The sequence below is a fragment of the Hymenobacter segetis genome (genome assembly GCF_054776495.1).
Genome location: NZ_BAAHBV010000001.1, coordinates 1,560,403 through 1,578,410, shown reverse-complemented (window position 1 = coordinate 1,578,410; position 18,008 = coordinate 1,560,403). Strand labels below are relative to the sequence as shown.

Here is an 18,008-nt window from a genome sequence, read left to right as displayed (position 1 = left end):
CCGCTCAATGCTGCACTTGCAGGCGCACCTGCTCCACTTGGTTATCGTGCAGCAGCCGGCACAGGTAGACTCCGTTGGGCAGGTTGTCGGTGGGCAGGGGTAGGGTTTGCCAGGCGTCGTCGGTAGGGGCGGGTGCTTGGAGCGTGGCGACCAGAGTGCCGAACTGGTTGTAAACCTGCACCTGCACCGGGCCGGCCGCCGGCAGGCGGAAGCGGATGGCCGTGGCCGTGGCGGCAGGGTTGGGGTAGGCTTCCAACGCCAGGCTGGGAGTCGTCCGGTTCTGGTCATCATCGTCATCATCGTGGTCGTGGCCATGCCCCCGGCGGCTTTCATATTTCACGGTCACGAAGTCGTCGCCACTGCTGCTCCCGCTGTAGGAGGAGCCGGTCACGTAGACGTTGCCGCCCGGCGACACGGCCAGGGCGCGGGCAACATCGTCCCGGTTGCCTAGGCCATTATAGCGCGCTGCCCAGATTTGCCGGCCCGTGCGCGGGTCGTACTGTAGCGTGGCATAATCCAGCGTAAAGTCACTGTTGGAAGAATACCCCGTGACATACACCTGGCCCGCAGCGTCCAGCGCCACGCCCGTCGCCCCATCTAAGCTGTTACCGGGGCCATTGTAGCGGGAAATCCACCGCTGCTGGCCCGTGCGTCCGTCGTATTTGACTGTGGCATAGTCCCGATTGGCCGCGTTGAAGGAGGTACCGGCCACGTAGGCATCGCCGGCCGCATCGACCACCATCTGGGCGGGCATATCATCGGCATTGGCCGGGCCGTTGAAGCGGGTGACCCAGCGCTGCTGGCCCGTCCGGCGGTCGTACTTCACCGTGGCAAAATCATAGTTCTGCCCATTGTAGGAATAGCCCGTGACGAAGGCATTACCGGCTGCATCCAGGCTTAAACTCGTCACCCGGTCCTCGCCGAAGGAGGCGGGGCCGTTGTAGCGCGAAGCCCACCGCTGGCTCCCGGTGTGTCCATCGTATTTCACGGTCGCGTAGTCGAAAGCCGTTGGCCCGTAGCTAGAGCCCGATACGTACACGTCATTGTTGGAAGAAATGGCCAGGGCGTAGGCGTAGTCATCCGTGTTGTTCGGTCCGTTATAGGAGGCTACCCACAGCGGCAGGCCCGTGCGCGGGTCGTACTTAATCGTCACGTAATCAATCAAACCGCTTCCGCTGGTGCTCGAGTAGCCCGTCACGTAGGGCGTGCCGGCCGCATCTACGGCCACCGCGGTGGCCAAATCGTTAAAACTGGCCGACCCATCATAGCGGGCAAGCCAGACTTGGGCACCGGTTCGCTGGTTGTATTTGATAGTGACGTAGTCGTAGTTGGTGCCGTTGAAGGAATACCCCGTGACGTAGAGCGCCCCAGAGGCATCCAAGGCCAGGCCCGTGGGGTAATCGTTGCCGTAGGTCGGGTCACTGTAGCCCGGGTCGCTATACCGGGCCGCCCACAGTTGACGGCCCGTACGCCCGTCGTATTTGATGGTCCCATAGTCGCTGCCGCTGTTGCTGAAAGACCTTCCCGTCACGTACACATCGCCGGCCCTGTCCACAACCACTTTCTCGCCTTCGTCAGTGAAGTAGTCCAGCCCGTTGTAGCGCGCCACCCAGGCTTCGGTGACTGCGCCGCCGGGGCGGCCGGAGTTGGCCAAAGGCCCTGAACTGGTCGGAGCCGGCTGCTGGTGCGGCGCTTGCAGACCGGGTATGGCTGTGGCCCCCATCAATGCCAACCCCGTAGGTGGCAGCAGCCCTGCTTGAGACTGGGCGTGGCCGGGCAGCGCCAGCAGGAGCAGGCCAGTGGCTGCCAGCAGGCAGCGGGTACAAATGCGGCGCATGGGTATAGGAGTTGAGGTGATAGAAAAGAGCCTTTTGAGGATGTGAAGAAAGGCAGCGCTATGACGGGGATGAATGATGGAAATCAGACTGTCAGATGATTAGAATTTATCTTGCTTGCCGAAGGCAATTATTCTGGTCGTCATGGGGGCCTCTGTTGCTTGGTGCGGGCCGCTGGCGTGGCGGGCATTTTCTTCCTTTTAGCCGAGGCTGCTTGGAAGATGGAAAGCACTGCGCGCGCCCCTGCCAAGGATTAGCCGGGGGGCTGATGTAAATCATGTGTTTCGACGCGACACGGACGCAGCTTTGCATCGTTCCGGCTGGCCGCATCAGCGCCTGTGCGGCTTTGGCCGTGGGGCCTACTTCTGCCGCCGGCATTAGCCATTTCCCCTGTCCCTATGCAACCGACGTTTGTTGTAATGACCGATTTTTCGGCGGCGGCGGAGGCCGCCCTGGCCTACACCACCCGTCTGGCCACGCTGGTGGATGGGCAGGTGCTGCTGCTGCACGTTTTTGAAGACCATGAGTCTGGCCCCACCAACTTCCCTCCGGGACCAGCCTTCGGCCAGCCCGGGATGCACGCCCGGCCCCATGCCAGCCGCGATGCCGTGCTGGCCGAGCTGACCCGTGAGGCCCGGCAACTGTCCGTGCCCGCCGAGGCCGAGCTGATGGAACCACCCATGGGCGAGGCCCTCCACCACCTGCTGGCCCACCGCTACCCGCAGCTGCTGGTGCTGGGCCGGGCCCACGCCCACGCCTGGTTTACGCATTTATTCACGCAGTCGCACAAGGCCGCGGCCCTGGAAGCCACCCACATACCCGTGCTGCTGGTGCCCGAAGACTGGCCCCGGCCGGAGCTCCCACACCACTTGGTAGTAGCGGCCGATGGTGCCCCCCTGGCCCTGACGGCCGCAACCCAGGACCTGGCTCCGCTGCTGGCCAAGCTGCGGCCCACTACCACGGTGGTGCACGTAGCAGCCCACGCCCACGGCTCCTCCCGCGCCGCCGAGGCCCTGGAATCCGTGCGCGAAACCGGCCTGTTTGGCCCACTGGACGGCAACAGCGTGTACGACCTGCGCGAAATGGGCCCGGTGGCGGGCCTGCTGCACGCCGTGAATGAGTTCGACGCCGACCTGCTCGTGGTGATGCCCCGGCCCCATTTCTTCCCCGGCAGCCTGTTTCACCACGACGTGACGGCCGAGCTGCTGCGCACCAGCCCCGTGCCCGTGCTGGTGCTGCCCGCCGTGGCGTAAGCGCCCGTGGGGCTCTGCCAGCTCCGCCCACGGGCGCGGTTTTCTTACCCCCATTTTTCTCACCTCTCAATCTTTCCAAGCCATGAAAACGACCCTGATTGCTGTACTTCTGTCCGGTGCTTCGCTGAGCGCCGCCTGGGCCCAGGAGCCCACCGAAGCCGAAACCGTGACCATCCATCACGTTAAGAAAGGCGAGGAGCCCCAAAAAGTGATGTCGGCGCTTGAGAAGGATTTTCCCGGCTCCATCGTCAAAGACGTGTCTACCATTCCGGGCACGCTATACGGCCAGGAATGGTCGGTAAGCGAGGAAAAACCCGCCACCGGCCAGGCCGACGTAACCTATTACCAGGTGAATGCCAGCAGCAAGGGCATGGCCTACACGGCCGTCTACGACAAGAGCGGTAATCTAATCAGCTCGCGCAAAGTCCTTAAGAACACGCCGCTGCCCATCGATGCCGCGAAAAACGTGGCTACCCAGTTCCCCGGCTGGCTGATAGTGGGCGACCAGGAAAAGCTCACCATGCACAACCAGCACGACAAGGTGGCCTACCGGGTGCTAATCAAAAAAGGCCATGAAGAGAAGAAGGTGTTTCTCGACGGCACCGGCCAAATCACCCGCGTGGTGAAGAAAACCCGGATTCGGGTATAAAACGTCCTTTTCAGGGTAGCCCGCGCTACTTCCGGCTGATGGCTGCACTTCCCCCTCCGGCGCTGGCTGATGACGGGCTTTCGGCCTACTGGGCGCAGCCCGCCGCCGAGGTACTGGCCCGGCTGCACACCCGCGAAACCGGCCTGAGCGCGGCTCAGGCGCAGCAAATCCGGCAGGCCGTCGGCCCCAATTCCCTTAAGCCCCACGCGGCCCCCTCGGCGTGGGGCTTATTTTTTCGGCAGTTTCAGAGCCCGATTTCGCTCATTCTGATTGGGGCGGCCTTGCTCTCGTTTTTTCTGCGCGATGTGGTGGATGCCAGCATCATCCTGGTTATCATTCTGGTGAGCGGCGTGCTCAGCTTCAGCCAGGAATACGGGGCCTCTACTGCCATGCAGCAACTGCTGGCCCTGGTGCTGGTACGCACCACCGTGTGGCGCGACGGCCGTCCTCAGCCGCTGCCCGATGAGGAGCTGGTGCCCGGCGATGTGCTCAGCCTCAGCGCCGGCGATTTGGTGCCCGCCGACTGCCTGCTGCTCACCAGCAACGAGCTGTTCCTCAACGAGGCCACGCTCACCGGCGAAACCTTCCCCGTCGCCAAGCTGCCCGGCGTGCTGCCCGCCGAGGCCCCGCTTGCCGCCCGCACCAATACGCTGCTGATGGGGGCCAGCGTGGTGAGCGGCAGCGGCACGGCCGTGGTGGTGCGCACCGGCCGCGCCACCGAGTTGGGCCACCTGGCCGCCCGCATCGAAACCGCCCCGCCGGAAACCGATTTCGAGCGCGGCATCCGCCGGTTTGGCTACCTGCTGCTGGAGCTGACACTGGTGCTGGTGCTGCTCATTTTTGCCAGCAACGTGCTGCTGCACAAGCCCGCGCTGGAAGCGTTTCTGTTTTCGCTGGCCATTGCCGTGGGGCTCACGCCGCAGCTGCTGCCGGCCATCATCAGCATCAACCTGGCCCAGGGGGCGCGCCGCATGGCCCGGCAGCAGGTGGTGGTGAAACGGCTGTCGTCGATTGAAAACCTGGGCAGCATGACCGTGCTCTGCACCGACAAAACCGGCACCCTCACCGACGGCACGGTGCGCGTGGCCCGCATCATCGACCTGCACGGGCAGCCCGCGCCGGCGGTGCAGCGGCTGGCCAAAATCAACGCTCAGCTGCAGCAGGGTTTCCGCAACCCGCTCGATGCCGCCATCCTGGCCTTCGCGCCCGACGACGTGGCCGCCTGCCCGCGCCTCGACGAAATCCCCTACGATTTCCTCCGCAAGCGCCTCACTATCCTTACCGAGCTCGACGGCCAGCCTCTGATGATAACCAAAGGCGCGCTGCCCAACGTGCTGGACGTGTGCCAGTGGGCCGATGCCGGCGGCCCCGCCCCCGAGCCGCTGGCCAAATACGCCGACGAGATTCAGCGGCTGTTTCAGGAGCTGAGCACGCAGGGCTTCCGCACGCTGGGGCTGGCCACGAAGGCGACCGACGGCCGGCGCGACATCACCGCCGCCGACGAAACGGGCATGACTTTTCGGGGCTTTATCACCCTGTTCGATTCGCCGAAAGAAGGTATCCGCCACACCCTCGACCAGCTGGAGGAGCTGGGCATTCAGCTGAAAATGATAACCGGCGACAATGCCCTGGTGGCCGCCGCCGTGGCCAAAACCGTGGACATCAACGGGGCCGGGGAGGTGCTGACCGGCGCGGCCCTGCGCCAGCTGAGCCCGGAGGCGCTGCGCCACCAGGTGGCCCGCGTGCATGTGTTTGCCGAAATCGAACCCAACCAGAAGGAAAGCCTGATTCGGGCCCTGCAACAGGCCGGCTACGTGGTGGGCTACCTCGGCGACGGCATCAACGACGCCAGCGCGCTGCACGCGGCCGACGTGGGCATTTCCGTCGATTCGGCCGTGAACGTGGCCAAGGAATCGGCCGACATCGTGCTGCTGGAGCACGACCTGCGCGTGCTGGTGCAGGGCGTGCGCGAGGGCCGCCGCACCTTCGCCAATACCATGAAATACCTCTTTATGGCCACCAGCGCCAACTTTGGCAATATGCTGAGCATGGCCGGGGCCTCGCTGTTTCTGGCATTTCTGCCGCTGCTGCCGGGCCAGATTCTGCTCACCAACCTGCTCACCGACCTGCCGGAAATGACCATTTCGTCGGACAACGTGGAGCCGGCCGCCGTGCGCCAGCCCGCCCGGTGGGACCTGCCGTTCATCCGGCGCTTCATGCTCACGTTTGGCGTGCTAAGCTCGGTGTTCGATTTTCTGAGCTTCGGGCTGCTGCTGTGGGGCTTCGGGGCCGGGCCCACGCTGTTTCGCACGGGCTGGTTTGTCGAGTCGGTGCTCTCGGCTTCCGTCATTGTGCTGGTGGTGCGCACGCGCCGCGTGTTTTTCCGCAGCCGGCCGGGCAAGTGGCTGGTGCTGAGCACGGCCGCCGTCGGACTGGTGGTGCTGCTGTTGCCGCTGAGCCCACTGGCGCGGGTGCTGGGCTTTGCGCCGCTGCCGCTGGCCTTGTATGGGGCCATTCTCGGCATCGTGGCCACCTACGTGCTGGCCGCCGAAGCGCTGAAGCAGTGGTTTTATCGCCGCTACGCCCATCGGCCGGCCCAGTCGGCAGCTACTGCCTTCGCGGTGCTTCCCGCGGCGGATGAAAACCCAGCAGGTACAGCCCCACCACCCAGCCCACCGACCCCAGCCAACCGGCCAGCACATCGCTCGGATAGTGTGCCCCGAGATATACCCGCGCCACGCCCATAGCCCCGGCCCAGCCCGTGCCCAGGCCCACCATCGGCCAGCGCCAGCGCGAGGGCCAGAGCAGCAGTATCCCGGTAGCCGCCAGCGCGGCGGCCGCCATGGCGTGCCCGCTCGGAAAGGAGTAAACCGTGGCCGGTATCAGCGGTTCTTCTACCAGCGGGCTCCATTCTTCGGGGCGGCGGCGCTGGAGCAGGGCTTTGCCGGCCAGCTGCAACAGCCACGCGCCGCCCAGGCCCGCGCCCACCAGCCCGGCAGGCCGGCGGCGGCCGGCCAGTAGCAGCCCGCCAATCAGCCCCAGGCCGAAGGAGCCCGTGCCCTCCATGCCGCCCAGGCGCGAGAGCAGCACCGCAACCTCGTCGAGGGCCGGGTGGCGGTGGGCTTGCAGCCACGCCAGCAGCTTCTGGTCGGGCGGGAAGCCTTCCTTGTCCCAAATGTCTTCGGCCAGACTGATGAAGGCCAGCCACGGCAGGGCCCAGCCCACGGCAAACAAAACGACCCCGGGCCCGCGCCGCCGCAGCCAGCGGGCCGCCGTATGCTCAAGCCGAAAAAGGCTCCCATCGGCTGTCATGGCCTTGGCTTTTAATTGGATGTGCTTGATGTCGTGTTCTGGCGAATACCTAAACGGACTTATTAATCAATGCCCAGAATGGTGCTCATTTGCACGGTCAGCAAATCGAGCACGAAGACGACTAGCGAGGCCACGACCACGGCCGAATTGGCCGCCCGGCCCACGCCTTCGGTGCCCTCCGTGGCATGGTAGCCTTTATAGCAGCCCACCAGGCCAATGGCGAAGCCGAAACAGACGCATTTGACTAGTGCTTCCGCCACTGCGGCCAGGGTGAGCTTGTTCAGAATATCGTTGATAAACAGGGATAGGGAAGTGTCGCCGTGCAGCCGGACTCCCAGGTATGCCCCGCTCAAACTAATGGCATCGGCCAGGATGGAAAGCACCGGCACCATGAGCGTGGTGGCCACCACCCGCGTCACCACCAGGTACTTAAACGGGTTGGTGCCCGATACTTCCATGGCGTCAATCTGCTCGGTCACGCGCATCGAGCCCAGCTCGGCCCCGATATTGGAGCTGACCTTGCCGGCCACCATCAGGCCGGTGATGATGGGCCCCATCTCGCGGATGATGGTGACGCCCACCATGGTCGGAATCCACGACTCGGCCCCGAACTGCACCATGGTGGGCCGCAGCCGCATGGTGATGACCAAGCCCATGATAAACCCCGTGACGCCCACCAGCAGCAGCGACTGATACCCCACCGCGAAGCACTGGCGCACCATCTCAGCCCACTCGAAATGCGGCCGGAACAGCTCGCGAAAAAACCGCCCGGCAAAGCGGGTCAACAAGCCGGTCTGGTTCAGCAACGAGTTTTCATTCACGGCTAACTGCACGCGGCGTGCCGGCTAGTACACAAGGGAAAGGAGGTACCGGTTTTACGGGCATGCGCCGGGGTTGTTCGGGCAGAACCGCTTGCTTATAAGTCCGTTTGCTCGTTTTTTAGGTCGAACACGTCGCCGCCGGCGTAGCGGGAGTCTTCGGTGGCGTAGGCCGCGCGGAGCTTGGCTTCGGGGCCGCCTTTGGCGATGAGTTCGGCGGCGGCATCGCGGGCTGGGTCGGGCGTCGCTGGCTTTTCGGTCTCCTTGCCGAAGTTGGCGTAGTGCGGGGTGCCGGCGTGGGGTTTGGTGGCCGGTTCGTTGGCGGCGGGCTTGGTGAATTTGCGTTTCGTTTTCATGATAAAACAGCAGATGAATAGGGGTGGAGAATGCCGCTGAGGCAACTGGGCCGCAGGCCGGGGCCTAGTCCGATTCCTCGGCGGGCAGCAGCAGTACCGGCTTCTGGCTGCGGCTGATGACCTGGGCCGTGACGCTGCGGTGAAACAGCCGCCCCAGGAAGCTGCGCGGCCGGGCAATGAGCACCACCAAATCGGCCTGGGTATCGAAGCTGGCCTGCAGAATGCCGTCGGCGGCCGACTGTTTCGTTATCTGGTACAGCTCGACCGGGGCGTTTTCGGGCAGCAGCATGCTGGCCCGCATCTCGGCCCGTACCAGCTGGTTGGAGAATTCGAGCGACTCGTCCTCATCGGCCAGGTGCGCGATGGTGAAGGTGGCCGGGCAGGCGGCCAGCAGCGGGGCCAGGTGCCGGGCCGCCGCATTGGGCGTGAAGGGGTTAGAATCGAGGGCCAGCAGCACGCGCCGGGGCAGCCCGGGCGGCGGGGCAGCCTCGGGCACCAGCAGCAGGGGCAGGTGCGTGGCGCGCAGCACGGGCAGTATCTGGTTGTGCAGCAGGTGGTCGAGCAGGCTGTGCTCGGGGCTCAGGCCCATCACCAGCATCAGGGACTGATGCTGCCGCACGGCCGTGGTCACGGCATCGAACATGGGCCCCGTCGCTTCTTCCACCACGGCCAGGCCGGGCAGCTGCCGCGCAATCGACCACAGGCCCTCCAGCCGCTCATTGCGTTCCAGCGCGGCTTCGCGGGTTTCTATTTCGGCCAGCTCCGGCGTCAGCATTACCGGGTAGGTATTGAGGGCGAGCAGGTTGAGCAGGACTACGTTGGCGTGCAGGGGGGCGCCCAGCTTGGCGGCGTAGCGCGCAGCCCGCTCGGCGGTGGCCGACACATTGGCGAGTACCAGAATGGAGGGTGACATGGGATGGGGAATCAACAGAAAAAAGGTGAGTCAAAGGCAGGCTTATTGGCCGTCATGCTGAGCGAAGCGCAGTCGAAGCATCTCTACCGCTTCGTTGCATTGGCATTGATTACTAATGAGGTAGAGATGCTTCGACTGCGCTTCGCTTCGCTCAGCATGACCGTTTCTACCATTTCTTTATCACCCAACTCTATCCTTCAATCAGTCCTCCGCCGGCAGCACCAGCACCGGAATGGGGCTTTCCTGAATGAGCTGGGCCGTAACGCTGCGATGAAATAAATTGCCCATGAAGCTGTGGTGCCGGGCTACCACCACCAGCATGTCGGCCTCCAGCTGGGCGGCTTCGGTGAGCACGCCGCTGGCCACGCGGGTGTGGTACCGCTCGTGCAGGTGCAGGGGCGCATCGGTGGCGTCTTCCACGAGGTCGTTCTGGGTTACGGAGGCGAGCAGCGCGCTGGCGGTGGGCCGCTCGTGCTCGTCGTCGGTGATGTGCACCACTTCCAGGGTGCCTTTCAGGGCGTGCAGCAGGCGGTAGATGGCGCGGTGGTGCGGGCCTACGTTGAACGGGTCGCCATCGACGGCCAGCAGCAGGCGGCGGGGCGGAAACTTGTCCCAGCCCATGGCCGGCACCACCAGCAGCGGGCAGGCCGCGCGGCGCAGCAGCCCCATGGCCGTGCGGGCCACCAGCCCCCGCGGCGCGTCCTCGAAGCCGGGCTGGCCCAGCACCACGGCCAGCAGCTCCCGCTCGCCGATGATTTCGCGCACGGTTTCGGCAATCGAGTCGTCGGAGAACTCCACTTCGGTGGGCACGGCCTGGGCGGCGGCCAGCTTTTTCAGCGCCTGACGCGTTTTTTCTTCGCCGGCCCAGGTGTGGTAGCTGCCAAATTCGTCGGGGGCCAGCAGCTGGTCGTGCCGGGCGTGCAGCAGCAGTAAATGCGCCTTCAGAGGCACGGCCAGGCCCGCCGCGTAGGAAAGCGCCCGGTTAGAAACGGCGAAAAAATCGGTGAGAACAACCAGGCAAGGCGACATGGCAAGGGGGAAAAGCAACGGTGAAAACCCGGAATTAAGCGTGCACGGGCGTGCGCACCTGCAACTCGTTGTTCACGAAGCGGGCACCCGCCTCGTAGGCTTCAAAGCCGGCCTGCTCGCGGTCGAACCAGGTATCGACTGTGCCGGTGAGCGTGGCCACGCCGTTTTCCACCTTCACGTTCACGTCCTGGTGGTAGAGGCCAGCCGACCAGTAATGCCGCCGCCGGATGCGCTCGGCCAGGGCGTAGTCGGGGTCGGCGATGGGGGTGGGATGCAGGCCGGCGGCCGGGCGGCCGTAGGGCCGCACCCCGGTGGCGCAGGTAGTGCCGGTCACTTCGAGGCGGTTGGCCACCTCGGCCACGCCGGTGATGCCGGCAGCCACGTCGGCGGCGTGCTCCTGCTCGAAGTGGTTGCCCACGCGCCCGTCCAGGTACACTTTGCCGTTGTACACCAGCACCATGAAATCGAAATCGCTCACGTAGGGGTCGCGGGCCAGCGCATCTTTCACGTTTTGGCGGATTACGGCATCGGGCAGCGGGTGGGGCGGGCGCACTTTCAGGCGGTTCTGCACATCCCACACGCCCACCACGTGGCGGGCATCCTGCTCGGCATCGAGCTTGGCGCGCAGGTTGCTCACGGTGCCCGTGAGCGTGACGTAGCCGTTGTGCACCAGCACACTGGGCTCGTAGGACAGCACGCGCGGGTCGTAGCGGAAGGTGTCGCGCACGGCTTTGGCTACCTCCTCGTCGGGTCGGTGGGCAAACTTCTCGCGCCGCAAATCGCCCACCACGGCCCAGTAGGCCACAAACAGGTCGTGGGCATCCACGCGGGCGGCCCCGGCCTGGTAGGCCACGTCAATGATGCGCTCCTTCTCGGCCGCCGAGCCCACGGTGCCCGATAGATGCACCTGTTTATCAGTAGTATGTACTTCCACCAACGCGCTGTTTACCCGAATGTCCCAGTCGAGCACCTCGCGGATTTCGGTGGAGATTTCCTCGTCGGAATTCATGATTTCGCCGCCGCGCACCTTCAGGTTGCCGGTGTCGAGGCGGCGCACGCCGCGCACGCCGCGCACGCCGCGCAACACCAGCTGCTTCTCCTGCCAGGTTTGCACCACGCCGCTCACGGTCACGGTGCCGTTGGCCACGGTGCAGCTCAGCTTGTAGTCGTTGGTAGCGGGGTCGTGGGCCAGGGCGCGCTCCACGTCGCGGCGCAGCTCGGCGTCGGATAGCTCCGGCGTGCGGATTTCCAGCTCGTCCACCACGCTGCGCACGCCCCGCACGGCCAAGGCAATGTCCATGGCCCGCTGCTTGGATAACAGGCTGTCGGTGAATCCGGTGAGCTCCACCACGCCGTGCAGGGTGGTCACATCGATGAGGTGCGCCGTCACGCCGCGGCTGCTGAGAAACAGCGTTTCGATGGCCGCCGTGATGTCGGCGTCCGCTACGTGTTCCTGCATGCCGGTCTGGGTCGGTTGTTCAATGGTTTCCATGAGCTTACGGGAATTAGAAGGAGAGAAAAACAGCGGCGCGGGCGGCGGCCAGCCGGGCGCGAGTGGCCGGAAGGAGCACAGCTCCGGGCGGCGGCTGAGCGAGCAGGACTAACGTGGCGGTGCGCGGCAAACCCTTCGTAAATTTCCGTCCCTACGGCGGGCAGGGCATTGAATACAATCAGCTTACGCAGTGATTTTTATCACTGCATTGCTAGCTGGAGGGCAGAGGCCGGCCCTGCTGCGCCTTCGGCCAAAAAACAGGATAATGAACAGGCGATGACCTGATTTGCGTCAATTAGCACCGCTCTTATCGGGTTGATATTCATGGTATGAAGCAATTGCCAGAAATGTCATGATGCCTTTCGCTGACCGATTCGGCTTGTGCGGCCAGTCAGACAACATCCTGCTGGTGGGCAGCGAGCCATTCGGTCATTTGAGCCAGGAACTGATGAGAGAATACTCGCTGCTGTACCGCACCGATTCGCGCCTGCTGGTGCTCATTCTGCTCGGCCTGCTGCTGCTCCTGACCTGGGCCGGCCTGTGGGTGGGCCGCCTCCGCAAGCCCTACGCCACGGCCACCAACGAGCAGTCGGTGGCCGTGGCGTCGCTGCTGGCGTTGCAGGGCCTGTTGCTGGCCTTCTCGTTTTCGATGGCCAGCGCCCGTTTCGAGGCCCGACGCGATGCCCTGGTGGCGCTGGCCGCCAGCTTCCGCACGGCCGTGCTGCGCGCCAACCTCTACCCCGACCCCGAGCGGGCCGGGCTCCGGCGGGAGCTGCGCAGCTACCTGGAGGCGCGCATTGCCTTCGGCGCGGCTCCGTATGATTCGACGATTATTAAAGCAACGCTGGTGCACGCCGATACGGCCATCAACCAGGTGTGGCACCGCGTGGTGCGGCTGTCGGTCGACCCGCAGTATGCCATTGCGACCGATAAAATGGTGGATGCCCTGAACGAAGTGACGGCTAATGGCGTGACCCGCCAGGCCTCGCTGCGCGCCCACGTGCCCGATGCCGTGGTGTACATGTTGTTCATTATTGCCCTCATTACGGCCTTTTTTTCGGGCTACGTGAGCGCCAATCGTGCCCGGTTCGACTGGATGGCCGTCGTCACCTTCCACCTGATGGTGACGCTGGTGGTGTTCATCACCCTGGAGCTGGACCGCCCCCGCCGGGGCATCATCCGCCCCACCGACGTGCAGGAAATCCTGGTCGACCAGCGGCATTTGTTTTAGCGCCCATTTCAGGCCGCTTCCACCACCTGCACCAGCTCCGCTACCTGGGCCGGCTTGCCAAAAACGTAGAGCGTGTCGTGCAGCAGAATGACCGTTTCGTTGGTCACCGGTTCCAGCATCGCGCCGTCGCGCCGGATGGCCAGCAGGCACAGGCCAAAGTGCCGCCGCAATTCCGCTTCTGACAAAACCTGACCGTCCAGGCAGGTTTGCGGGTCGGCCTCGACGGGCACGGCGGCCAGCTCGGCCCCGGTCAGGCCCAGGTGAATGCTGGCCCAGGCCGCCTTGGTGAGCGAGTGGGGCCGCAGCATGGCGTGGCTGCCGTGGCGCAGCTCGCCGATGAGCTTCTCAATATCGTCCTGCGGCACCAGAAAGCGGGCCAACACATGGGCCAGCACCTCCATGCTGGTTTCCTGCTCCTGGGCAATTACCTCGGTAGCGCCCACGTGGTAGAGGTTTTTGCGCTCGTACACGTACAGTGTGCGCACCAGAATGCACACCATGGGGTTGAGCCGCCGGATGGCCGCCACGGCCCGCAGCGCGGCGGCGGGGTCGGATATGGCCACCACCACCACCCGCGCCCGCACCACGCCCAGGTGTTCCAGCACGTGCTCGTGGGTCACGTCGCCGTACATCATGCGCTCGCCGCGTTTCAAGGCCCGGTGCACTTTGTCGGCATCGGCTTCGAGGATGATGTAGGGGAGCTTGGCAAATTTGGCGGCCCGCACGAGGTTGCGCCCGTTCAGGCCGTAGCCCACGATGATGAGGTGGTCGATGAGCGCGGGGCTGGCCGTGGCCACGGCCGGCGGGGGCGGGGCGTGGCCCACGTGTAGGCGCTGCTCCAGCTCCAGGGGCCAGGGCAGGCGCATCACCCACGCCACTACGGGGTGCGCCAGAGCCATCACGCCGGGCGTGCAGCACATGGTGAGCACCGAAATAGCCAGAAAAACCTGGTAGCTGTCGGGCTTGATGAGGCCGGCCCGCAGCCCCTCCCGCGAGAGCACAAATGCGAACTCGCCCACCTGCGCCAGGGCCATGCCGGTGAACAGGATTTCGCCCACCGGCGCGCGCAAAAAGGCCGTAGCCACTGGCGTCAGCAGCATTTTCAGCAAAATAACCCCAATGGTGAGCAGCACGATTTCAATGGGGTGAGATAGCAGCACGTGCACATCGAACAACATACCGATGGACACAAAAAAGAAGCTGGCGAACACCTCCCGGAAGGGCAGCACGCTGCTCACGGCCTCGTAGCTGTACTCGGATTCCGAGATGATGAGCCCCGCCAGAAACGCCCCCAGCGCCAGCGACAGCCCCGCCTGCTCCGTGAGCACGGCCACGCCCAGGCAGGTGCCGATGATGGTGAGCAGGAACAGCTCGCGGCTGCGGGTGCGCGCCACGGCCAGCAGCAGGCGCGGCATGAGGTAGCGCGCGCTCAGCCCCACCACGGCCACCACGGCCAGGATTTTTGCCAGCATCAGGCCCAGCACCAGCAATTGATTGCCGCCACCCTGCCCGCTCAGTAGCGGAATGAGCAGCATCATGGGCACCACCGCCAGGTCCTGAAACAGCAGAATGGCCAGCACAATTTGCCCGTGCACCGACTCCACTTCCATGCGCTCCTGCATCAGCTTGAGCACGATGGCCGTGCTGCTGAGCGACAGCAAAAAGCCCCAGAACACTGCTGTGCCCAACGAGCTGCCCATGGCCATGCCCAGCACCGCCACGGCCGCCACCGTGAGCCCCACCTGCAGCGTGCCCCCCAGAAAAACCGCCCGCCGCATCCGGCCCAGGTTCTGCACCGAAAACTCCAGCCCGATGGTGAACATGAGCATGATGATGCCCATTTCGGCCACCTGGTCCACCTTGGCGGGCAGCTTCACCAGGCCCAGCGCGTAGGGCCCGGCCAGCATGCCCGTCACCAGAAACCCGATGATGGACGGCAGCCGGATGCGGTTGAACAGCAGCGTCACGCTCACCGACAACAGCAGGATAACCAGTAAATCGTAGAGTAAGGAGTGGTTCATGGCGTGCAGCAGGGCCGGGCGCGCCACCACGGTAGCCGCGCCCACACCCGTGTGGGTCAGGCCATTGCCAGGTATTCATGATAACTACGCACCGCTTCCACCTCCGAAGCGGCAACCAACAGCCCACCCGGTTTTAACTGATAAATGGAATCATATGCAGCAATAGATTTTGGCTATCGGTCCCGGCTCAGGCCGACCGCAGGGCCAGGCCCGCCCCGCGCCGCTCGAATGTTTTATACAGCCGCTTCACCAGGAATCGGGCCGCCTCGCGGGTCGCCTTGCGGGCCTTCCGGTTGCGCGCTTCGCTGTACTTATCCAGCAGCTTGGTGAACTTGCGGCTGAGCTTCCGTAAGATGTTGGCCAGAGGCTTTTCCAGCTTGCGGACGTACTTGGCACTCAGTCCGGTCAGGTTGGCCTGAGTATGCCCGGCCAGTTTGTGCGGTAGTCGATGCGCGGTGTTTTTCATTGGGAGATGGGCGTTAAAAAGGAGTGGAAATCGACCACTACGCAACGGCCTACAGGCAGCTTCTTAAAAGTAGAAAAACCATTCATGGTGGAGTATGAGGAGAATCAGGCCCGGGGCTGATTTCAATCTTGGCCTCTTCCGGGGCCATGACAACAATCGAAATTTCAATTGATTAAGGTCATTTGTTGAGGCGCGGCTCCGGCAGAAATTGCCGCCGAACCACGGCACCCGGCGGGGCCGGTAGCGGCTTGCTTGCCCATGAAAGTCAATCGGTACCCGCTGCCTTGCCCGCCCACCGTGCCGCCCTGGGCCTGGCTATTGCTGATAAGCCTGGCTGCGGCCGGCTGCCGGGATAAAGCCGAGCTCGTGAAGCCCATCTGGTCGGCTATTTCGGAGTCGGTGTACGCGGCCGGCACCGTTAAAAGCGGACGGCAGTACCAGGCGTTTGCCACCGCCAGCGGCGTTATTCAGGCGGTGCTGGTGCGCGAGGGCGATTCGGTGCGGGTGGGCACGCCGCTGCTCTCCATATCCAGCGACGTGCAGAAGCTGAACGAGGAAAACGCCGCCCTGGCCGCCCGCTACGCCGATGTAGCCGCCAACCAAAGCCAGCTGCAGGAAGCGCGCGAACGCATTGCCCTCCAACGCCGCACCATGCAAAACGACCAGCTCCAGCTCACCCGCCAGCGCCAGCTCTGGCAGCAGGCCATCGGCACGAAGCTGACGCTGGAGCAAAAGGAGCTGGCCTACGCCGCCTCCAAAACGGCCTACGAATCGGCGGTGCTCAGCTACCAGACGCTCAAAAAGCAGCTCGATTTCGCCGCCGCGCAGTCGCGCAAAAACCTCCAGATTGCCCGGCAGCAGGCCGGCGACTTCATCCTGCGCAGCAAAATCAACGGCCTCGTGTACCAGCTCTACCGCGAAAAAGGCGAGGCCGTGACGCCCCAAACGCCGCTGGCCCTGCTGGGCGATGCCCGCCACTTCGTGCTCGAAATGCAGGTCGATGAAACGGACATCGTGAAAGTGCGTCCCGGCCAGCAGGTGCTGGTGACGCTGGACAGCTACAAGGGCCAGGTGTTCACCGCCCGCGTCACCACGGTTTCGCCCATGATGAACACCGGCACCCGCACGTTTGAGGTGGACGCGGCCTTCATGCGCCAGCCGCCAGTGCTCTATCCGTTCATCAGCTTCGAGGCCAACATTGTGCTGCAAACCAAGCCCAAAGCCCTGCTGATTCCGCGCCGCCTGCTGGTGGATGACTCAACGGTGCGGAAGGCCGACGGGAAGCTGGCGCGGGTGAAAACCGGCCTGCGCGACTACCAGATGGTGGAAATTCTGGCGGGCATCACGCCCGATGACGAACTCACGACCCCCGCAAAATGAAACTGCCCCTGCTCTACGACGTGGCTCTGTCGCTGCTGCTGGCCCGCTGGCGGCAGACGCTGGTGGCGGCCATCGGGGTCACGTTCAGCATCACCATGTTCATTGCGCTGCTCAGCTTCATGTCGGGCCTCAACCGGCTGCTCGATGGGCTGGTGCTGAACCGCACGCCCCACGTCCGCCTCTACAACGAGGTGCAGCCCGCCCCGCAGCAGCCCATCGACCGCTACACCGGCCCCGGGCCGCACAATTTCATCCACTCCATCAAGCCCAGCGACGAGTTGCCGCGCATTCACAACGCCGTGGCCATCATCGCGGCCCTGCGCCGCGACCCGCGCGTGCGCGGCGTGGCCCCCAAAGCCCAGGTCCAGGTGTTCTACAACGTGGGCACCATCGACCTCACCGGCACCATCAGCGGCATCGAGGTGGAGCAGGAAGACCGGCTTTTTGCCTTCGGCGACTACATGGTGGCCGGCAACCCGCTTAGCCTCAAAACCGTGGCCAACAGCATCGTCCTCGGCAAAGCCGCCGCCGACCTCATGCTGGTGAACGTGGGCGACGTGGTCCAAATCACCACCGTGAAGGGCAACCGCGTGCAGCTCAAGGTGGTCGGCCTGTTCCAGTCGGGCCTGCTGGAAGTGGATAAAGTGCAGAGCTACACCTCCCTCGCCACCGCCCAAAAGCTGCTCGGCGAAGCCAACAACTACATCACCGATATTCAGATAAAGCTCCACGATTTCACCTTGGCGCCCCGGCTGGCCAAAGAATACGCGCAACTGTACGAGGTGCAGGCCATGGACATTCAAACGGCCAATTCCGATTTTGCCACCGGCACCTTCATCCGCACGCTCATTTCGTACGCCGTGGGTGTCACGCTGCTGATTGTGGCGGGCTTCGGAATTTATAACATCCTGAATATGATGATTTACGAGAAGATGGACACCATTGCCATCCTCAAAGCCATCGGGTTTGCGGGGGGCGATGTGCAGCGGCTGTTCGTGGCGGTGGCGCTGGCCATTGGGCTGTCGGGCGGCGCGGTGGGATTGGTGTTCGGCTACGGGCTCTCGGCGCTCATTGCGCAGCTGCCGTTCAACCCGGCTTCGCTGCCCTCGGTGCACACTTTCCCGGTCAATTTCGACCCGCGGTTTTACGGCATAGGGGCGGTGTTCTCGGTCGTTACCACGTATCTGGCGGGGTATTTTCCGGCCCGCAAGGCCAGCGGGGTCGACCCGGTCGTCATCATCAGAGGCAAGTGA

At 64.2% G+C, this 18,008-nt stretch carries 14 protein-coding genes and 1 pseudogene; 6 read left to right on the top strand and 9 right to left on the bottom strand.

Going from position 1 to position 18,008, the window contains the following annotated elements:
* Window positions 1-4 precede the first annotated feature (4 nt).
* On the bottom strand, window positions 5-1,837 hold the full coding sequence (locus tag ACYU70_RS06610) for an outer membrane protein assembly factor BamB family protein (RefSeq protein ID WP_342300343.1): 1,833 nt from the start codon (window positions 1,835-1,837) through the stop codon (window positions 5-7).
* A 396-nt stretch (window positions 1,838-2,233) separates the two neighbouring features.
* On the opposite strand from ACYU70_RS06610, the gene ACYU70_RS06605 reads away from it, so the two are divergent.
* From ACYU70_RS06605 to mgtA, 3 genes and pseudogenes are all read left to right on the top strand, one after another.
* Window positions 2,234-3,088 carry a universal stress protein gene (locus tag ACYU70_RS06605; protein WP_342300342.1) on the top strand — a complete coding sequence of 285 codons (855 nt, stop codon included), beginning with the start codon at window positions 2,234-2,236 and terminating at the stop codon, window positions 3,086-3,088.
* 82 nt (window positions 3,089-3,170) lie between these two features.
* Window positions 3,171-3,737 carry a hypothetical protein gene (locus ACYU70_RS06600; RefSeq protein ID WP_342300341.1) on the top strand — a complete coding sequence of 189 codons (567 nt, stop codon included), beginning with the start codon at window positions 3,171-3,173 and terminating at the stop codon, window positions 3,735-3,737.
* A 38-nt stretch (window positions 3,738-3,775) separates the two neighbouring features.
* A pseudogene (mgtA, locus tag ACYU70_RS06595) lies at window positions 3,776-6,310 on the top strand (magnesium-translocating P-type ATPase); the annotation flags it as partial.
* Window positions 6,311-6,344: 34 nt separating this feature from the next.
* Here mgtA and ACYU70_RS06590 read toward each other — a convergent pair.
* From ACYU70_RS06590 to ACYU70_RS06565, 6 genes are all read right to left on the bottom strand, one after another.
* Window positions 6,345-7,049, bottom strand: coding sequence for a phosphatase PAP2 family protein (locus ACYU70_RS06590; protein ID WP_460615944.1), 705 nt, complete (start codon window positions 7,047-7,049; stop codon window positions 6,345-6,347).
* 62 nt (window positions 7,050-7,111) lie between these two features.
* Window positions 7,112-7,882 (bottom strand): MlaE family ABC transporter permease, encoded by a 771-nt coding sequence (locus ACYU70_RS06585; RefSeq protein ID WP_460615943.1) that lies wholly within the window; start codon window positions 7,880-7,882, stop codon window positions 7,112-7,114.
* A gap of 83 nt (window positions 7,883-7,965) precedes the next feature.
* Window positions 7,966-8,223 (bottom strand): hypothetical protein, encoded by a 258-nt coding sequence (locus ACYU70_RS06580; RefSeq protein WP_342300338.1) that lies wholly within the window; start codon window positions 8,221-8,223, stop codon window positions 7,966-7,968.
* Between the two features lie 64 nt (window positions 8,224-8,287).
* The gene (locus tag ACYU70_RS06575; RefSeq protein ID WP_342300337.1) at window positions 8,288-9,136 is read right to left on the bottom strand and encodes a universal stress protein; all 849 of its coding nucleotides are present in this window, start codon (window positions 9,134-9,136) and stop codon (window positions 8,288-8,290) included.
* A gap of 201 nt (window positions 9,137-9,337) precedes the next feature.
* Window positions 9,338-10,165, bottom strand: a complete 828-nt coding sequence (locus tag ACYU70_RS06570) for a universal stress protein (protein WP_342300335.1) — start codon at window positions 10,163-10,165, stop codon at window positions 9,338-9,340.
* A 34-nt stretch (window positions 10,166-10,199) separates the two neighbouring features.
* On the bottom strand, window positions 10,200-11,657 hold the full coding sequence (locus tag ACYU70_RS06565; protein ID WP_342300333.1) for a BON domain-containing protein: 1,458 nt from the start codon (window positions 11,655-11,657) through the stop codon (window positions 10,200-10,202).
* Window positions 11,658-12,009: 352 nt separating this feature from the next.
* On the opposite strand from ACYU70_RS06565, the gene ACYU70_RS06560 reads away from it, so the two are divergent.
* Complete coding sequence (locus ACYU70_RS06560) at window positions 12,010-12,888, top strand: bestrophin-like domain (RefSeq protein WP_342300331.1); 879 nt, start codon at window positions 12,010-12,012, stop codon at window positions 12,886-12,888.
* Window positions 12,889-12,896: 8 nt separating this feature from the next.
* Here ACYU70_RS06560 and ACYU70_RS06555 read toward each other — a convergent pair whose 3' ends face one another.
* Complete coding sequence (locus tag ACYU70_RS06555) at window positions 12,897-14,909, bottom strand: cation:proton antiporter domain-containing protein (protein WP_342300329.1); 2,013 nt, start codon at window positions 14,907-14,909, stop codon at window positions 12,897-12,899.
* A gap of 187 nt (window positions 14,910-15,096) precedes the next feature.
* Entirely contained in the window at window positions 15,097-15,375 is a 279-nt protein-coding gene (locus tag ACYU70_RS06550) for a hypothetical protein (protein WP_342300328.1), read from the bottom strand.
* A 258-nt stretch (window positions 15,376-15,633) separates the two neighbouring features.
* On the opposite strand from ACYU70_RS06550, the gene ACYU70_RS06545 reads away from it, so the two are divergent.
* Complete coding sequence (locus ACYU70_RS06545; protein ID WP_342300326.1) at window positions 15,634-16,755, top strand: efflux RND transporter periplasmic adaptor subunit; 1,122 nt, start codon at window positions 15,634-15,636, stop codon at window positions 16,753-16,755.
* The gene (locus ACYU70_RS06540) at window positions 16,752-18,008 is read left to right on the top strand and encodes an ABC transporter permease (RefSeq protein ID WP_342300324.1); all 1,257 of its coding nucleotides are present in this window, start codon (window positions 16,752-16,754) and stop codon (window positions 18,006-18,008) included. Before ACYU70_RS06545 ends, ACYU70_RS06540 begins: the two co-directional genes overlap by 4 nt.

Excerpts from the sequence above, each read along its gene's own strand:
- ACYU70_RS06610 (WP_342300343.1), bottom strand. The coding sequence starts at position 1,837 with ATGCGCCGCATTTGTACCCGCTGCCTGCTGGCAGCCACTGGCCTGCTC.
- ACYU70_RS06605 (WP_342300342.1), top strand. The coding sequence starts at position 2,234 with ATGCAACCGACGTTTGTTGTAATGACCGATTTTTCGGCGGCGGCGGAG.
- ACYU70_RS06600 (WP_342300341.1), top strand. The coding sequence starts at position 3,171 with ATGAAAACGACCCTGATTGCTGTACTTCTGTCCGGTGCTTCGCTGAGC.
- ACYU70_RS06590 (WP_460615944.1), bottom strand. The coding sequence starts at position 7,049 with ATGACAGCCGATGGGAGCCTTTTTCGGCTTGAGCATACGGCGGCCCGC.
- ACYU70_RS06580 (WP_342300338.1), bottom strand. The coding sequence starts at position 8,223 with ATGAAAACGAAACGCAAATTCACCAAGCCCGCCGCCAACGAACCGGCC.
- ACYU70_RS06575 (WP_342300337.1), bottom strand. The coding sequence starts at position 9,136 with ATGTCACCCTCCATTCTGGTACTCGCCAATGTGTCGGCCACCGCCGAG.
- ACYU70_RS06570 (WP_342300335.1), bottom strand. The coding sequence starts at position 10,165 with ATGTCGCCTTGCCTGGTTGTTCTCACCGATTTTTTCGCCGTTTCTAAC.
- ACYU70_RS06565 (WP_342300333.1), bottom strand. The coding sequence starts at position 11,657 with ATGGAAACCATTGAACAACCGACCCAGACCGGCATGCAGGAACACGTA.
- ACYU70_RS06560 (WP_342300331.1), top strand. The coding sequence starts at position 12,010 with ATGATGCCTTTCGCTGACCGATTCGGCTTGTGCGGCCAGTCAGACAAC.
- ACYU70_RS06555 (WP_342300329.1), bottom strand. The coding sequence starts at position 14,909 with ATGAACCACTCCTTACTCTACGATTTACTGGTTATCCTGCTGTTGTCG.
- ACYU70_RS06550 (WP_342300328.1), bottom strand. The coding sequence starts at position 15,375 with ATGAAAAACACCGCGCATCGACTACCGCACAAACTGGCCGGGCATACT.
- ACYU70_RS06545 (WP_342300326.1), top strand. The coding sequence starts at position 15,634 with ATGAAAGTCAATCGGTACCCGCTGCCTTGCCCGCCCACCGTGCCGCCC.
- ACYU70_RS06540 (WP_342300324.1), top strand. The coding sequence starts at position 16,752 with ATGAAACTGCCCCTGCTCTACGACGTGGCTCTGTCGCTGCTGCTGGCC.